We start from the raw sequence: 14900 nt of genomic DNA, 5'->3' as shown, positions 1-14900 counted from the left end.
ATCAAACTGGTATTGTGAACAATCATGTACGCCGTTGATTTGAATCAGGGCACCGCGCGATGTGATATGCGACGATGCACATGGGGCGGCCGTGTCTTGTGCCATGTCCCCAGCGTGCTAAGCCGGTGACGACCGAAAGGACACTCATGCCCGACGATCCCTACAAGGCCCTTGGCCTGAAAAAGACCGCTACGACCGACGAAATCAAGAAGGCCTACCGCAAGCTCGTCCGCACCAGCCATCCGGACCTGCATCCCGATGATCCCGCAGCCGAGGCGCGGTTCAAATCAATCGGTACGGCCTATGACATTTTAAAAGATCCCGAGACACGCGCACGTTACGATGCCGGAGAAATCGACGGGTTGGGCGCGGAACGTCCAAAACGCGAATATTACCGCGATTTCGCCAATGCGTCGGACAACGTCTATCAGCAACGCCACGGTTACGGGTCTCAGGGCGATCCGGGGGATATCTTTGCGGACATCCTGCGCAACCGGGCGCGCGGGGCAGGCGGTGGCGGCGGCGGCGGGTTTGGCGGCGGTTTCTCAGCCCCCGGTCCCGATGCGCGCTACACGCTTGAGGTGGCGTTCCTTGATGCCGTGCGGGGTGCCGAAACGCGTATCACCCTGCCGGATGGTCAGGGGCTTGCGGTCAAGATTCCGCAGGGCACAGAAGATGGTCAGACGCTGCGCCTGCGCGGCAAGGGGCAGCCGGGCTTTGGCGGCGGGCCTGCGGGGGATGCGCTGATTACCGTGACGGTCAGCGCCCATCCAGTGTTCCGGCGCGAAGGCGATGACATCCTCGTCACCCTGCCGATCACAATTGATGAGGCCGTTCTTGGCGGCAAGGTGAGCGCGCCCACGGTAGATGGACCTGTCGGGCTGACCATTCCCAAGGGCGCCAGTTCGGGGCAGACCCTGCGTCTGCGGGGGCGCGGTGTCGCTAAGGCAGGCAGCAAGACCAAGGGCGATCAGCGGGTCGAACTGAAGATCGTCCTGCCGCCGGAAGTGGATGCCAGCCTGAGCGACTTTCTTGCCGAATGGCGCAAGACCCATCCGTATGACCCAAGGGTCGATCTGCTGAAAGGGGCCGCAACATGAAGGACCGTTTTACCGAAGACGAGGTGGTGGCAACGATCACGCGCCTGACCCGCACACAGCTTGTCCGTTATGTCGAGGTCGAATTCGTGCGTCCCGAGCGCGCGGGCGATGCATTCCTGTTCAGCGGCGTGGACATCGCACGTCTCGAACTGCTGTGCGATCTGTCTCAGGATCTGGATATGGATGAAAACGCGCTGAGCGTAGTAATATCCCTTATCGATCAACTGCATGCGGCGCGACAGGATCTGGACACCATGGCGCGCGCGCTGGAAAGCCTGCCCGCAGATCTGCGCGTCCGGGTCGCAGAGGCCCTCCAGCAGGCCTGACGGACCTCAGGGGCTGCGAGCGTTGACCAAGGCGGCAACGGGCCTTGCCGGACCGCGCCCGTCAGGATCCGCAAGGCGCGGCTCTGCGGGTTGCGCCTCAACTGCGGGTCCTGTGACGCCGTTGACGGTCGTTTGAACGGGGCGGCGGATGCATTTTTGGCGAACAGGTCGGCCAGGCAGGCGTCACGTCGTCAGCCCGGTCTCGATGGCGTAACGGATCAGCTCGGTCGTGCCGCTGACCCCCAGCTTCTTGCGAATGCTGGACGACGTATTCGCCGCGGTCTTGTAACTGATCCGCAGCGCGTCCGCGACAGATTGCAGATCCTTGCCCTGGCCGATCAGCCGCAGGACCTGATGCTCGCGCTCGGTCAGGGACGACAGCGGATCAGCCCGACCGCCAATTCGTGATCCCGCAACCGAGAGGGCCATGTCGTGTGACAGGTAAAGTCTGCCCGCCTCAAGCGCGGCGACCGCCTCAAAAAATTCTTCGGGGCCGGAGTTCTTGGACAGATAGCCCGATGCACCGGCCTCAAGCGCTTTTGCGACAAAGACAGTTTGTTCGTTCATGGAAAAGATCAGGATCCGCGCATCAGGGACCCGGCGCAGCAGCGGCGCGATCAGGTTCAGACCGCCTAGGCCCGGCATCCCGAGGTCGAGCACGATCAGATCGGGCGCCTGCGTATCGGCTAGGCGCAGGGCGTCACTGTCGTTCAATGCTTCGTGGATCGTTTCATAGCCCAACTCGCCCAGAAGCTGGCGACAGCCAAGATGCGCGATCGGGTGATCGTCGATGACCAGCGCGGTCTTCATGACGCCAGATCCAGTGGTGTGGGGGCTACATTTGCCTGCGACATCGGCAGGCGGGCGGACAGGCGTGTCCCACCGTCATCGGTTCCTGCGATGGCAAGCTGCCCGCCGACAGCACCGATGCGGTCGCGCATCGCCGTCAGGCCTCGGCCTTCGGTCCGCCGGTCCGGCATGCCGACGCCGTCATCCGTTAGGTCCAGTTGCAGCAGAGGGACAGGTCCGTGTTCGTCCATCTCTATGCGGATTTCGATCCGTTGCGGGTTGCCGTGTCGCAACGCATTGGTCGTCCCTTCCTGAAAGAACCGGTAGACGGTCAGGTCCAGAATCTCGGGCGTGGGCGGCAGTTCGGTGGGCAGGTCAATCCTCCAGTCCAGCGACGGGTGAGTCTTGCGAAAGGCCTCGACCAGGTCGTGCAACGCGTCCAGCAGCGGCAATTGTCCGATAGCCATCGGGCGCAGTGTCGTCAGTAGCCGGGTGTTCGACGCCTGAATTTGCGCGACGATGGCCAGGATCGTCTCGGCCTCTTCTGCCAGGGGGGTATCAGCCCCGGCCCGCGCCTTGCGCGCGATGGCCGATGCCTTGACCCGCAGACCAAACAGGCAAGGGCCGAATTCGTCATGCAGCTCCATCGCGATGGAGCGCCGTTCCGCATCGCCCAACTCGACGATGCGCCGATTGAGCAGAGCGCGCTCTGCCTCGGCCTTCTGGAGGCTTTCTGACAGGGCGTCAAAGCCTTCGAGGATGGGCGTCAGATCCGCGCTGCCCCGGCGACCCAGGCGGGTGGTCAGATCGCCTTCTCTTAGTTTGCGCATGGCGCGCCGCAGATCGTCCAGCGGGCGCAGTGCCCGATGCACCAGCATGCCAAGCATGAGCGCCGAGAGTAATGCCGTGAGGGCAACGATCCAGAACAGGCTGGCCACGTCCTGCCAGACCTCGGCGATTTCATCCTCGGGGGCGGTGGTCATCAGCACATAACCGTAAAGGGTGCCGTTGACCTGCACAGGAATGCGGATTTCGCGCAAGGTTGGTGTGACCAACCGGCGGAACCAATCCGGTGCATTGTCTGCCGCCTCTGCCGTGCCGGTCAGCGGCAGCAGGCCACGGCGCGCATCGACCAGCGCCAGATCGACATGCCGGGGTGGAACAAGGATGTCGGCAAGCCGCGGCAGCACCTCGTCAGGTGCGGTGTCCTGAAGCGCCGAGCCAAGCGTCGCGATGACCAGCGCCCGCGCGCTCTGGGCGCCCGATGTGACCTCAAGCTCGACCGCCTCGCGGGCATTGAACACCAGAACACCCGCGCCGATTGCCAAGGTTGCCAGCTGTACGCCGACGATACCCAGCACCACCTGCCTTTTGAGATACATGGCCGCAAACACCCCGGTCCCCCGCTTTGCCGTACCGTCAAACTAGCGGGCCAGCCGCCGTGGGTCGATTGCGAAACGCCACGCCGGGATACATTCCCCGGCCCATTGCCGAAAGTTCCCGGGTTCTTTTGGGACGCGCGGCCTGCCAACCCCATGCTAGCGAGGCGGCAGGAGGAGTTGAGGAAGTCATGCCAGAAGTTACGAAATCCGGTTTGCGTCTCCCTTTTCTGCGCAAGGGCCTTGTGCTGGCACTGTCAACACTGGGCATCGTTGTGGCGTCCCCTCCCGCCACTGCTCAGGATGTCAACGCAGCCGTGATCCGGATCGACTATCCCTCGCTCCTCCCTCTGTCCCGCCTTGATCTTCCGGCGCAGAGCCGTGGCTTTGCCGGTGCCCGCCTTGCCACCGACGACAACCGCACCACGGGTCAGTTCATGGGGCAGACTTATGCCACGAAAGAAGTCAGCGTAGCCCCGGACGAAGCATTGGCCGCGTTTCAGGGGCTGATGGACGAAGGCCACCGACTGATTGTTATAATTGCGGACTCTGACGATCTGCTTGCGATGGCGGATGCGGCTCCTTCGGATGCGTTGCTGCTGAACGCGTCAAGCGCTGATGTCGCGCTGCGATCGGCGCAGTGCCGGGCGAACCTGCTACACATCGCGCCAAGCGATGCGATGCGCACTGATGCGGTGGCGCAGTTCCTGGTCTGGAAACGCTGGAAAGACTGGTTCCTGATCGAAGGGTCGAACCCCGCGGATCATGTGCTGGCAGATTCCTACCGCGCCTCTGCCCGCAAATTCGGCGCGCGCATCACCGAAGAGCGCGTGTTTCAGGATACCGGCGGCAGCCGTGTATCGGATTCAGGACACGTTCTGGTGCAGCGTCAGATCCCGGTCTTTACCCAAGATGCCGCGCCGCATGATGTGGTGGTTGCGGCCGATGCTTCGGACGTCTTTGCAGAATATTTGCCCTACCACCTGTGGGACCCGGCCTCGGTTGCAGGCTCGGCCGGGCTGCGCCCGCTGACCTGGGCACCGACCCATGAAAGCTGGGGCGCGACGCAGATTCAGCGCCGGTTCGAAGAACTGGCAGGCCGCAACATGACCGATATCGACTATCAGACCTGGCTGGCCCTGCGCGTTCTGGGCGAAGCGGTGACACGTACCGCAAGCGCCGATCCGGCGGTGCTGCGCGATTATATCCTTTCGCCGGAATTTGAATTGGCCGCGTTCAAGGGCGTCGCGGTGACCTTTCGGCCCTGGAACGGCCAAATGCGGCAGCCGATTCTGTTGTCCAACGGGCGCATGACCGTGAGCGTCAGCCCGCAGGAAGGATTCCTGCACGAAGTTTCGCCGCTGGACACGCTGGGACTGGATCGTCCCGAAAGCGAATGCACCGCCTTTGAGGGAGAAGACTGATGATACGTGCCTTGCTACTCTCGACCGTGATGCTGGCCGCGCCGGCCCACGCCAACAACGTCTTTGTCACAAACGAAAAAGGCAACACCGTCAGCGTTCTGGACAGCGACACATGGGAAGTGATCGCCGAATTCCCGGCAGGCAATCGCCCGCGCGGCATCACCATCGCCCCGGACGGCAGTGAACTGTATGTCTGTGCCTCGGATGACGATCTGGTGCGGGTCTTTGATCCGGTTACGTTCAAGGAACTGCATGTTTTGCCTTCTGGTCCTGATCCTGAGTTGTTCGTGATCCACCCGTCTGGCAATCCGCTGTACGTCGCGAACGAGGACGACAACCTTGTCACCGTGGTCGACACAAAGACACACAGGGTGCTGGCCGAAATTCCGGTGGGCGTCGAACCCGAAGGCATGGCGATCAGCCCCGATGCCAGCATCGTCATCAATACTTCCGAGACGACGAACATGGCGCATTTCATAGATACGGAAACGTTCGAGATTGTGCACAACGTGCTGGTTGATCAGCGCCCGCGCTACGCCGAATTTACTGCTGACGGTCGGAAACTGTACGTCAGCGCCGAAATCGGCGGGACGGTCAGCGTCATCGATCACGCCGCCGATACCCCGGTAATTACCAAGAAGATCAGCTTCAAAGTGCCCGGTGTGCTGCCTGAATGGCTGCAGCCGGTGGGCATCAGGATCACGTCGGATGCCAGCAAGGTATTCGTCGCGCTGGGCCCAGCAAACAGGGTGGCAGTCATCGATGGCACTACGGACGAAGTCATCGACTACCTGCTGGTGGGCCAACGGGTCTGGCAAATGGCTTTCACACCGGACGAAAAATTCCTGATCACCACCAATGGCAATTCCAATGACGTGTCGATCATCGATGTGGAAACGCTGAAGGTCATCAAATCGGTGCAGGTCGGGCAACAGCCTTGGGGCGTTGTCGTGGCGCCGGATTCATAATGCAAAAAAGGGAGAGAAACGTGAAAAATATGGTCTTTGCTCTGGCGGCGCTTGTCGCGGCCCCAGCCACCGCAGCGCCGTTATGCGACGATATGGGATATGCTGGCCTGCTGGCCAAGTGTAACCGGGGTGAGCAGGTCGAACTGACGCTATCCTCGGGCACCCCGCTTTACGCGGGCGAAGGTCCCGTGGTGCTGCAATCGGGTGCCTATTACGCGATCAACATCACCTCGGACGGTACCGCAGAACTGGCCGTGTCGGGGGCAGAGTTCTTTCGCGCCATCTGGATGAACGAGGTCGTCATCAACGATATCGAGATCCGTCCCATGGCCATCGACAGCATCGAATTCGATGCGGGTGGTTCTGCTCGGCTGTCCTTTATCGCGATCAAGCCGGGCAGCTACACACTGCGCATCCCCGGTTCCACCGGCGCGGCGCAGTCCGTTACCTTTGCAATCCAGTGACCTGAGAGGAGCCCCAATGATACGCAAAACTCTGATCGCGCTGGTGTTCACAGTTCCCGCAGCCGCTTTTGCCGCTTCGCATGACGGCAAGGTGTCAGCAGAGGTGCAGGACCAGATCCTGACCATGCTCGCAGGAATGCAATGCCAGATGGATGCCGACAATATCGAGACCGACGACACCGGCTACGAACTTGACGATGTGTTTTGTGCCGATGGCCAGTATGACATTGATCTGGATGCTAATCTGAAGGTCACCAACAAGCGCAAGGAATAAACTCCTTTCGGCCACCCTGCCTGATCCCCGGGCACCCCAAGCCCGGGACGTCAGCCCTGTCTAACTTGCCGTCGCAGCCAGGTCACGAAATCGCGCAGAGGCGGGCGCATGACGCCCGGCGCTGTCACGATGTGATAGCCGTTTTCATCAGACTCTTCGAACAACAGGCGTAACCGGCCTGACCGCAGATCTTCCTCAACCGAAATCCGGGTGCTGATTGCAACGCCCTGACCACTGCGGGCGCCATCCAGAACAAGGTTTCCGGGTACATGGATCACGCCCTTGGTCCGCAGCCCGGTGACTTCTCGCCCGGCGAGCCAGAGCGAGCTTTCCGAGGTGCCGAGTTCCTGAAGCCACGGGAAATCCAGCAGGTCTTCGGGTCCTTTCGGATCGAGATCTCCGACCAGCGATGGGGCTGCAACCACCACCACTGGCGAACAGGTCAGAAGTTCCGCATCCAGCCCCGGCCAGTGACCCAGGCCGAAACGCAGGGCCACGTCCACGCCGCCGGGGGTGGGGTTGGTCATTTTCGGGCTGGGATTGATCATGATGTCGATGCCGGGATGAACTGCGCGAAACCCCGCAAGGCGCGGCATCAGCCAGTGTGCCGCAAAACTGGGGGTCGTGGCAACGTGCAGCGGCCGATCGGCATCGGCACCAGTCAGCGCGTCAATTACCTGCGCGATCCGCCCGAACCCCTCGGCCAGCGCATCGGCCAACTGCTGACCTTCGGTCGTCAGGCTTAGTGCGCGTGCCGAGCGGTCAAGCAGCGCGAGGCCAAGATGCGTCTCAAGACTGCGCAACTGCTGGCTGATCGCTGCATGGCTGACGTTCAGCAAAGCCCCGGCACGGGTGACCGATCCAGTTTCCGCATAGGCAGAAAAGGCGCGCAAAGAGGACAGGGATGGTAGGTCGGTCCAATTCATATTTGAAACCTCATCTTACATATCTCTAGTTTTCCTGAGTCGCATTTATGCGCACATGAAGCAATATGGGATCATGATAAACGCTTGATAGGAGATGCGTCATGTTGGGAATACTTGCACATACTTACCTGCTGGCCACTTACCAAAAAGAGACTTTCAAGTCCCGAGGCACGTCGCGCGGCGGACACCGCTGGAGTGCAGACGACCTGCGTGAGCGGTTTGGAGGGCGGGGGAGATGATTGACCCTATCGTCTATCAGTCCGAAGTAGCACTGCGGCTCGACTTGCGCCCCGGTCGCAAGATGCGGTGGCCCTGGGGCGGCAGAGGCTGGGTGCAGGATGCGCGGCCCATCGAGCGGCCACGTTTCCGCGCCGCGCGGTGATATGAGTGACAAGACGGCACTAAGCGCGCTCTGGTAAACCGGGGCGCGCCAACTCTTCTTCATGGGTGATTTTTTCTACAGCCGGTGTAGGCTTGCGCCACGGGCCGGAGGAGACAAGCCATGAGCTACAAGACTATACTGACCGTTCTGACCGAACAGAAACTGGGCGATCTGACACTGGAGCACGGATATGCGCTGGCCGAGGCGCAAGGCGCGCATCTAGACGTGCTCTGCATCGGGGTGGACCGCACACCGATCGGATATTTCGGAAACGGTAGCAATCCGTTGATGCTGCAAGAAACGCTGGCGCAGGCGACAGAACAGTCCGAACAGCTGGCCACCCACGCGCGCGGCTGGTTGCACGACGCCAGTATCGCCTGGGCCGTTGAAACAGGGACAGTGTCGCTGCCGGATGTGGCGCGCTCGGTTGCCGGACGGGCTCGGTTCGCGGATCTGGTTGTGCTGCCCAAACCTTATGGAAAGGACCACGGCGTCGAACTGGTGCCGGTGATCGAAGGCGCGCTTTTCGAGGGGCTGACGCCGGTCATGGTGGTGCCGGATGATACAACGCCCATGGTTGCGCCGCAGCGGGTGGTGCTGGCCTGGAACGGCAGCGCGGAATGCCTGCGCGCGGTGCGGGCGGCGATTCCCGTTCTGGCGGCTGCCAAGGTGGTGCATGTCGTACTGGTCGACCCGCCGGGCGGCGTTTCTGCCGTAACACCGGGCGGATCGCTGGCGCGCTATCTGGCGCGGCACGGGGTTGAGGTTGAGATCGACGTTCTGGCGAGGTCCGGCAGGCGCGTATCCGACATTTTGGTCGCGCATGTACGCGAGGTCGGAGCCGAGATGATCGTGATGGGTGCCTATGGCCATTCGCGTTTCCGCGAGGCGATCCTGGGCGGTGCGACGCGGAACATGCTTGAGCAGGCAGAGGTGCCGGTGCTGATGGCGCACTAGGCGAACGTTACTTAGGCCAAACTTGCCGCAGGCATCGCTGCTCTTGCCCTTGCGGGCGCTCCGTGCGCTCAACCTGCCGGGTTGAGCGCCGCCGCAATCAGTGCGCGGGTGTATTCGGATTTAGGCGCGTCAAATATCTGTGCCGCAGACCCATGTTCGACCACGTCACCCTGTTTCATTACCATGACCTGGTGCGACATCGCCCGGATCACCTTGAGATCGTGAGAGATGAACAGATAGGCGAGATTGTATTTGCGCTGCAGATCCCGCAGCAGGTTCACGATTTGCACCTGCACGGTCATGTCCAGCGCCGATGTCGGCTCGTCCAGCACCACAAGTCTGGGGCGCAGCACCATGGCACGGGCGATGGCGATGCGCTGCCGCTGCCCGCCCGAGAATTCGTGCGGATAGCGGTGCATCGTCGTTGGATCCAGCCCGACTTCGGCCATTACATCGGCCACATGGTCGCGGTGGGTGCGGCCATCGGGGGCGCCGTGCACGCCCAGCCCTTCGGCAATGATCTGTTCGCAGGTCATGCGCGGGCTGAGCGATCCGAACGGATCCTGAAACACGATCTGGATCTCTGACCGCAGGCGGCGCAATTCCTTGGTGGACCACTTGCGCACATCTTCGCCGCGGTAGGTGATGCCACCTTCGGACTGGATCAGGCGCATGATGGCCAGCGCGAGCGTGGTTTTTCCGGACCCGGATTCACCGACGATTCCGATGGTTTCTCCGGCCCGGACGGACAGCGTGGCGTCGTTCACCGCCTTCACATGGCCCACGGTCTTTTTCATGAGACCCTGCTGGATCGGGAACCAGACTTTCAGGTGATCGGTGCGGGCAATCTCTTCGGCCGCGTCGGGGACCGGATCGGGGGTGCCGGTGGATTCCGCGCTCAGCAACATCTGGGTATAGGGATGTTGGGGATTGCCAAAGATCTCGGCGGTGGGACCGGATTCAACGATCTCGCCGTTCTTCATCACGCAGACCCGGTCGGCGATGCGACGCACGATGCCGAGATCGTGGGTGATGAACAGCAGGCTCATGTCGTGGCTTTTTTTGAGGTCGGCCAGCAGTTCGAGGATCTGCGCCTGAATGGTCACGTCCAGAGCGGTTGTCGGCTCGTCCGCGATCAGCAGTTCCGGGCCGTTGGCCAGTGCCATTGCGATCATCACGCGCTGGCGCTGTCCGCCAGAAAGCTGGTGCGGATAGGCGCCAAGGCGGCTTTCGGGATCGCGGATCCCGACCTGATGCAACAGCTCGATGATGCGTTTGCGCGCGGCACTGCCGGTAAGGCCCTGATGCAGGGCGAGGCTTTCGCTCAGCTGCTTTTCAAGCGTGTGCAGCGGGTTGAGCGAGGTCATCGGTTCCTGAAAAATAAAGCTGATGTCGTTGCCGCGCACCTTGCGCAGCAGTGCATCCGAAGCGTCGATCATTTCTTGCCCGTCGTATTTCACGGACCCGCCCACCGCCGCCGAATCCCCCAGCAGCGACACGGTGGAGAGCGCGGTTACGGATTTTCCCGACCCGGATTCCCCGACCAGCGCCACGGTTTCACCCTTGCCCACGGTAAAGCTCACGCCTTTGACGGCCTGTGTTTCGGCGCCGTCCTGTCGGAACGAAACGGTGAGGTTTTTGACCTCAAGTGTGGCACTCATGAAAACGTCTTTCTGGGGTCAAACGCGTCGCGTACGCCTTCGAATATGAAGACCAGCAGCGACAGCATCACCGCAAAGACGGTGAAGGCAGTGAAGGCGAGCCATGGCGCCTGAAGGTTCTGCTTGGCCTGCAGTGTCAGTTCGCCCAGCGAAGGCGCCGAAGAGGGCAGGCCGAAGCCAAGAAAATCCAGCCCCGCAAGCGTACTGATCGTGCCGGTCACGATGAAGGGCAGCATTGTCACGGTGGCGACCATGGCGTTGGGCAGCATGTGGCGGAACATGATCCGGGTGTTGGACACGCCAAGTGCGCGCGCTGCGCGGACGTACTCAAGGTTGCGCGCCCGCAAGAATTCGGCCCGCACCACGCCCACAAGGGACGTCCAGCCGAAGAGGACGGTGAGGAATACCAGCAGCCAGAAACTGCGCCCGAGGATCGCGAAGAGGATGATGATGATGTAAAGCGACGGGGTCGACGACCAGATTTCGATCACGCGCTGAAAGATGAGGTCGAGCCAACCACCAAAGAACCCCTGCAAGGCCCCGGCGACGATTCCGATGGCCGAGGCACAGATGGTGACGATCAGCGTGAACAGGATCGACAGGCGGAACCCGTAGATCACCCGTGCCACCACGTCGCGTTTGGTATCATCGGTGCCCAGCCAGTTCTGCGCGTTAGGCGGCAAGGGGGCGGCACCAGGGCGGTCGACCGGGGTCTGGAATGAATAGGGGATGATCGGCCAGATCATCCAGCCTTTCTGAAAATCGCCGTCGAGTTGCTGACCGCTGTCGACCTGATCGATCAGCCCATCCGGTGTGTCAAAACAGGCCTCGAGACCGCCGGTGCGGATCAGGCAGCGCACTTCGGGGTCGCGATAGGCGGCTTCGGTCTTGAAATCGCCGCCAAAATCCGTCTCGGCGTAAAAGTTGAAGATCGGGGTGTAGTAGCTGCCGCGATAGTTCACGAGGATCGGTTTGTCGTTTGCGATGAATTCGGCAAACAGCGACAGGCCAAAGATCACCGCAAAGATCCACAGCGACCAGAGCGCGCGGCGGTTCTTTTTGAAATTCCGCCAGCGGCGCTGGTTCAGAGGCGACAGGGAAAAGCGGCCCTTGGGCGGCTGTGGTACGACGGATTTGTCCGGCATCATGTCGGGTTGGGCGGTCAAGGCTCAGCCCTCCCTTTTTTCAAAGTCGATGCGCGGGTCGACCAGCACGTACATGAGGTCCGACAGGATCCCGACCACCAGACCGATGATGCCAAAGATGAACAGGGTGCCGAAGATCACCGGATAATCGCGCGCGACCGCTGCTTCAAATCCCAGCCGACCGAGGCCGTCCAGCGAAAATATCGTTTCGATGATGAGGGAGCCGGAGAAGAAAACGCCGATGAACACCGCCGGAAAGCCCGCGATCACGATCAGCATGGCATTGCGGAAGATGTGACCGTAAAGCACGCGGCTTTCGGTCAGGCCCTTGGCGCGGGCGGTCATCACATACTGCTTCTTGATCTCGTCCAGGAACGAGTTCTTGGTCAGCAGTGTCAATGTTGCAAAGGCCGAGATGGTCGAGGCCAGCACCGGCAGGGCGATGTGCCAGAAATAGTCCAAGATCTTGCCGCCCCAGCTGAGGTTGTCCCAGTTGTCCGAGGTCAGCCCCCGCAGCGGAAAGATCTGCCAGTAGGAGCCACCTGCAAACAGCACGAGCAGGAGGATGGCAAACAGAAACCCCGGGATCGCGTAGGCCACGATGATTGCGCCGCTGGTCCAGGTATCAAAGGCCGATCCGTCCTTGACCGCCTTTCGGATGCCCAGAGGGATCGAAACGATATAGGCGATGACGGTGGACCAGAGCCCGAGCGAGATCGACACCGGCATCTTTTCCAGAACCAGATCGATCACGCTGATTGAACGGAAGTAGCTGTCGCCGAAATCAAAGTGCAGGTAGTTCCAGATCATGTTCAGGAACCGTTCCAGCGGCGGCTTGTCGAACCCGAATTCGCGTTCCAGATCAGCGATGAATTCAGGGGGCAATCCGCGCCCGCCGACGTAATCCTCTGACGCGCCACCACCGGAGGCAACCTCGCCTCCGCCACCCGCGATGCCGGCAAACACGTCACCTTCGCCCTGTATCTGGGCAAGAATCTGTTCGATGGGGCCGCCGGGGACAAACTGGATAAGGGCAAAGTTTATGATCATGATCCCAAGCAATGTGGGAATGATCAGCAAAAGCCGTCTGAGGATATATGCGCCCATGTCGGTACCGGTCCTGCCTGCCTAGAGTGCGCCTGCGTCCCGTAGCGCCTGCGCTTTTTCGGCGTTGTACCACCAGATCGACGCCTCGCCCATGCCAAACGGCGGCGGAGTGTCGGCATAGGGGCGGTCATACTGGTCAAAATAAGCGATGGTGTGCGACCCCTTGTACCACTGCGGAATCCAGACATGCATCGCCCGCAGCACCCGGTCCAGCGCGTGCACGGCGGTATCCAGATCCTCGCGGCTGGTGGCGTTGGCAACCTTGTCGACCAGCGCATCTACCGCCGGATTGGCAAGCCCCGCGATATTAGCCGATCCGGGCACCTCGGCATTGTCCGAGCCAAAGATCTGCCGCAGCTCGTCGCCGGGGGTCGATGACATGGCAAACCGCTGAGTCACGATGTCGTAGTCAAAGGTCTTTTCCCGTTCCTGACTTTCTGCGGCATCCACACGGGTGGCGTCGGCCTCGATACCAAGGCGTTTCAGGTTCTCGATCATGGGGTTGATGATCCGGTCAAAGCTGGGGCTGTCGTTCAGCACCGACACGGTCAGCTTCTGCCCGTCCTTGTAGCGGATGCCGTCATTGCGGACGATCCAGCCCGCCTCTTCCAGCAGCTTTCCGGCCTTGCGCAGGGAACGACGGTCAGCAAGGTCATCTGGGCTGGAAGTGTCAGGGACATAGGCCTCTTCGGTGAACACCGTTTCAGGGATATCGCCGCGCAGGGGTTCGAGTAGGGCCAGTTCTGCCTCAGAAGGCATGCCAGTCGCCTGCAATGTATCTGAGTTTTCCCAGAAACTGTCTGTGCGCTCATACGCACCGTAGAACAGCGATTCATTGGACCATTCGAAATTGAATGCCAGCCCGATCGCCTCGCGCACGCGCTGGTCCTGAAATTTCTCGCGTCGCAGGTTGAACCAGAACCCTTGGGTGCCGGCCGGTCGGCCATCGTCAAGCTCTTCGATCTTGACCCAGCCTTTGTCGACAGCGGGAAAGTCATAGCCCGTCGCCCAGATCTTGGACTGGTATTCCTCGCGGAAGTTATAGGCACCGGCTTTGAATGCCTCGAATGCGGTGGTGTAGTCGGCAAAATATTCGATCTTGATCACGTCGAAATTGTTCTGCCCGATGTTCACCGGCAGATCCTTGCCCCAGTAATCTTCGCGACGCTTGTAAGCGACCGACCGGCCCGGATCGACGCTAAGGAGTTCGTACTGGCCCGATCCCATCGGGGGCTCCAGGCTCGATTCGGTGAAATCGACATCGGCGTAGTAAGCCTCGGAAAAGATCGGCAAACCGCCGGCCGTCATTAGCAGTTCGCGCAGGGGGCCATCGGGGTTGAAGGTGAACTTGACGGTGTGATCATCCAGCGCCTCGATCGATTTGAAATCCTTGAGGCTGACCTTGAAGCTGGGGCGGCCCTTGTCGACCAGAACGTTATAAGAAAATACCACGTCCTGTGCGGTCACCGGCGTGCCATCGCGGAACATGGCCTCTGGGCGCATGTGGAAGATCACCCATTCGCGGTTTTCCGGGTATTCGAGCGATTCCGCGATCAATCCATACATCGAATCCGGTTCGTCCAGATTGCCAGTCAGCAGACTGTCGTAGAACACGCTGGACAGCGACGCGGCATTTCCCTTGAGGATATAGGGCGTCAGGCTGTCGAAAGTGCCAAATGCCCAGGTCGAAAATTCGCCGCCCTTGGGCGCGTCCGGATTGACGTAATCCCAGTGTTTGAATCCTTCTGGGTACTTAAGATCGCCAAAAGTCGATACGCCGTGTGCTTTGATCACGGTCTCTTGTGCGCGCAGACTGTGCGCACCAAAGGCAAGGCCAAGCGCCATCAGCGCAGTAAGGGTGAGGCGGCGGATCGCGGGGGCCTTGTGCGTCATGGCCCGGGCTTGTGTCGTCGTCATTGGCATCCCTTCAGCTCGGATATGAGGTAATTCCGGATAAGCTAAGCTAAGGGGTGCACTTGGTTAACTTCAAGTTACGTT

The 14900-nt window shown here is 60.9% G+C and carries 15 protein-coding genes; 8 read left to right on the top strand and 7 right to left on the bottom strand.

Annotated elements, in window-relative coordinates; genetic code table 11:
- The first annotated feature begins 146 nt into the window (after positions 1-146).
- Both CHB75_RS14475 and CHB75_RS14470 read left to right on the top strand, forming a co-directional pair.
- Positions 147-1100: a DnaJ C-terminal domain-containing protein gene (locus tag CHB75_RS14475; RefSeq protein ID WP_089271686.1), complete on the top strand. Its 954-nt coding sequence runs from the start codon at positions 147-149 to the stop codon at positions 1098-1100.
- The gene (locus CHB75_RS14470) at positions 1097-1426 is read left to right on the top strand and encodes a chaperone modulator CbpM (protein WP_089271684.1); all 330 of its coding nucleotides are present in this window, start codon (positions 1097-1099) and stop codon (positions 1424-1426) included. The genes CHB75_RS14475 and CHB75_RS14470 overlap by 4 nt, the downstream gene beginning before the upstream one ends.
- A gap of 183 nt (positions 1427-1609) precedes the next feature.
- Here CHB75_RS14470 and CHB75_RS14465 read toward each other — a convergent pair whose 3' ends face one another.
- Together CHB75_RS14465 and CHB75_RS14460 are read right to left on the bottom strand one after the other, a co-directional pair.
- Positions 1610-2236, bottom strand: coding sequence for a response regulator (locus CHB75_RS14465; protein ID WP_089271682.1), 627 nt, complete (start codon positions 2234-2236; stop codon positions 1610-1612).
- Complete coding sequence (locus CHB75_RS14460) at positions 2233-3597, bottom strand: histidine kinase (RefSeq protein ID WP_089271680.1); 1365 nt, start codon at positions 3595-3597, stop codon at positions 2233-2235. Before CHB75_RS14460 ends, CHB75_RS14465 begins: the two co-directional genes overlap by 4 nt.
- A gap of 188 nt (positions 3598-3785) precedes the next feature.
- Here CHB75_RS14460 and CHB75_RS14455 point away from each other — a divergent pair, with 188 nt between their 5' ends.
- From CHB75_RS14455 to CHB75_RS14440, 4 genes are read left to right on the top strand one after another with little or no spacing between them, the layout of a single operon-like run.
- Positions 3786-5018 (top strand): ABC transporter substrate-binding protein, encoded by a 1233-nt coding sequence (locus tag CHB75_RS14455; RefSeq protein WP_089271678.1) that lies wholly within the window; start codon positions 3786-3788, stop codon positions 5016-5018.
- Positions 5018-5986: a YVTN family beta-propeller repeat protein gene (locus CHB75_RS14450; RefSeq protein ID WP_089271676.1), complete on the top strand. Its 969-nt coding sequence runs from the start codon at positions 5018-5020 to the stop codon at positions 5984-5986. The genes CHB75_RS14455 and CHB75_RS14450 overlap by 1 nt, the downstream gene beginning before the upstream one ends.
- A gap of 29 nt (positions 5987-6015) precedes the next feature.
- Positions 6016-6450 carry a cupredoxin domain-containing protein gene (locus tag CHB75_RS14445; protein ID WP_217898792.1) on the top strand — a complete coding sequence of 145 codons (435 nt, stop codon included), beginning with the start codon at positions 6016-6018 and terminating at the stop codon, positions 6448-6450.
- 16 nt (positions 6451-6466) lie between these two features.
- Entirely contained in the window at positions 6467-6724 is a 258-nt protein-coding gene (locus tag CHB75_RS14440; protein WP_089271672.1) for a PepSY domain-containing protein, read from the top strand.
- Positions 6725-6774: 50 nt separating this feature from the next.
- Here the strand turns inward: CHB75_RS14440 and CHB75_RS14435 are convergent, their stop codons facing one another.
- Entirely contained in the window at positions 6775-7650 is an 876-nt protein-coding gene (locus tag CHB75_RS14435; RefSeq protein ID WP_089271670.1) for a LysR family transcriptional regulator, read from the bottom strand.
- Positions 7651-7885: 235 nt separating this feature from the next.
- Here CHB75_RS14435 and CHB75_RS21710 point away from each other — a divergent pair, with 235 nt between their 5' ends.
- Together CHB75_RS21710 and CHB75_RS14430 are read left to right on the top strand one after the other, a co-directional pair.
- Entirely contained in the window at positions 7886-8032 is a 147-nt protein-coding gene (locus CHB75_RS21710; RefSeq protein ID WP_176439148.1) for a hypothetical protein, read from the top strand.
- Positions 8033-8152: 120 nt separating this feature from the next.
- A complete protein-coding gene (locus tag CHB75_RS14430; protein ID WP_089271668.1) occupies positions 8153-8989 on the top strand; it encodes a universal stress protein in 837 nt (278 codons plus the stop codon).
- Between the two features lie 68 nt (positions 8990-9057).
- Here CHB75_RS14430 and CHB75_RS14425 read toward each other — a convergent pair whose 3' ends face one another.
- The 4 genes from CHB75_RS14425 to CHB75_RS14410 are packed head-to-tail and all read right to left on the bottom strand — an operon-like array spanning position 9058 to position 14819.
- Positions 9058-10650, bottom strand: coding sequence for an ABC transporter ATP-binding protein (locus tag CHB75_RS14425; RefSeq protein WP_089271666.1), 1593 nt, complete (start codon positions 10648-10650; stop codon positions 9058-9060).
- Positions 10647-11795, bottom strand: a complete 1149-nt coding sequence (locus CHB75_RS14420) for an ABC transporter permease (protein WP_089271775.1) — start codon at positions 11793-11795, stop codon at positions 10647-10649. Before CHB75_RS14420 ends, CHB75_RS14425 begins: the two co-directional genes overlap by 4 nt.
- 24 nt (positions 11796-11819) lie before the next feature.
- The gene (locus tag CHB75_RS14415; protein ID WP_089271665.1) at positions 11820-12902 is read right to left on the bottom strand and encodes a microcin C ABC transporter permease YejB; all 1083 of its coding nucleotides are present in this window, start codon (positions 12900-12902) and stop codon (positions 11820-11822) included.
- 21 nt (positions 12903-12923) lie between these two features.
- Complete coding sequence (locus CHB75_RS14410; protein ID WP_245840988.1) at positions 12924-14819, bottom strand: extracellular solute-binding protein; 1896 nt, start codon at positions 14817-14819, stop codon at positions 12924-12926.
- Positions 14820-14900: the final 81 nt, after the last annotated feature.

It is taken from the genome of Puniceibacterium sediminis (assembly GCF_900188035.1).
Taxonomy (GTDB): domain Bacteria; phylum Pseudomonadota; class Alphaproteobacteria; order Rhodobacterales; family Rhodobacteraceae; genus Puniceibacterium; species Puniceibacterium sediminis.
This window is presented reverse-complemented; position numbering and strand designations above follow the sequence as displayed.

What these genes read in the sequence shown, in the direction of transcription:
- CHB75_RS14475 (WP_089271686.1), top strand. Translation starts at nt 147, where the DNA reads ATGCCCGACGATCCCTACAAGGCCCTTGGCCTGAAAAAGACCGCTACG.
- CHB75_RS14470 (WP_089271684.1), top strand. Translation starts at nt 1,097, where the DNA reads ATGAAGGACCGTTTTACCGAAGACGAGGTGGTGGCAACGATCACGCGC.
- CHB75_RS14465 (WP_089271682.1), bottom strand. Translation starts at nt 2,236, where the DNA reads ATGAAGACCGCGCTGGTCATCGACGATCACCCGATCGCGCATCTTGGC.
- CHB75_RS14460 (WP_089271680.1), bottom strand. Translation starts at nt 3,597, where the DNA reads ATGTATCTCAAAAGGCAGGTGGTGCTGGGTATCGTCGGCGTACAGCTG.
- CHB75_RS14455 (WP_089271678.1), top strand. Translation starts at nt 3,786, where the DNA reads ATGCCAGAAGTTACGAAATCCGGTTTGCGTCTCCCTTTTCTGCGCAAG.
- CHB75_RS14450 (WP_089271676.1), top strand. Translation starts at nt 5,018, where the DNA reads ATGATACGTGCCTTGCTACTCTCGACCGTGATGCTGGCCGCGCCGGCC.
- CHB75_RS14445 (WP_217898792.1), top strand. Translation starts at nt 6,016, where the DNA reads ATGGTCTTTGCTCTGGCGGCGCTTGTCGCGGCCCCAGCCACCGCAGCG.
- CHB75_RS14440 (WP_089271672.1), top strand. Translation starts at nt 6,467, where the DNA reads ATGATACGCAAAACTCTGATCGCGCTGGTGTTCACAGTTCCCGCAGCC.
- CHB75_RS14435 (WP_089271670.1), bottom strand. Translation starts at nt 7,650, where the DNA reads ATGAATTGGACCGACCTACCATCCCTGTCCTCTTTGCGCGCCTTTTCT.
- CHB75_RS21710 (WP_176439148.1), top strand. Translation starts at nt 7,886, where the DNA reads ATGATTGACCCTATCGTCTATCAGTCCGAAGTAGCACTGCGGCTCGAC.
- CHB75_RS14430 (WP_089271668.1), top strand. Translation starts at nt 8,153, where the DNA reads ATGAGCTACAAGACTATACTGACCGTTCTGACCGAACAGAAACTGGGC.
- CHB75_RS14425 (WP_089271666.1), bottom strand. Translation starts at nt 10,650, where the DNA reads ATGAGTGCCACACTTGAGGTCAAAAACCTCACCGTTTCGTTCCGACAG.
- CHB75_RS14420 (WP_089271775.1), bottom strand. Translation starts at nt 11,795, where the DNA reads ATGCCGGACAAATCCGTCGTACCACAGCCGCCCAAGGGCCGCTTTTCC.
- CHB75_RS14415 (WP_089271665.1), bottom strand. Translation starts at nt 12,902, where the DNA reads ATGGGCGCATATATCCTCAGACGGCTTTTGCTGATCATTCCCACATTG.
- CHB75_RS14410 (WP_245840988.1), bottom strand. Translation starts at nt 14,819, where the DNA reads ATGACGACGACACAAGCCCGGGCCATGACGCACAAGGCCCCCGCGATC.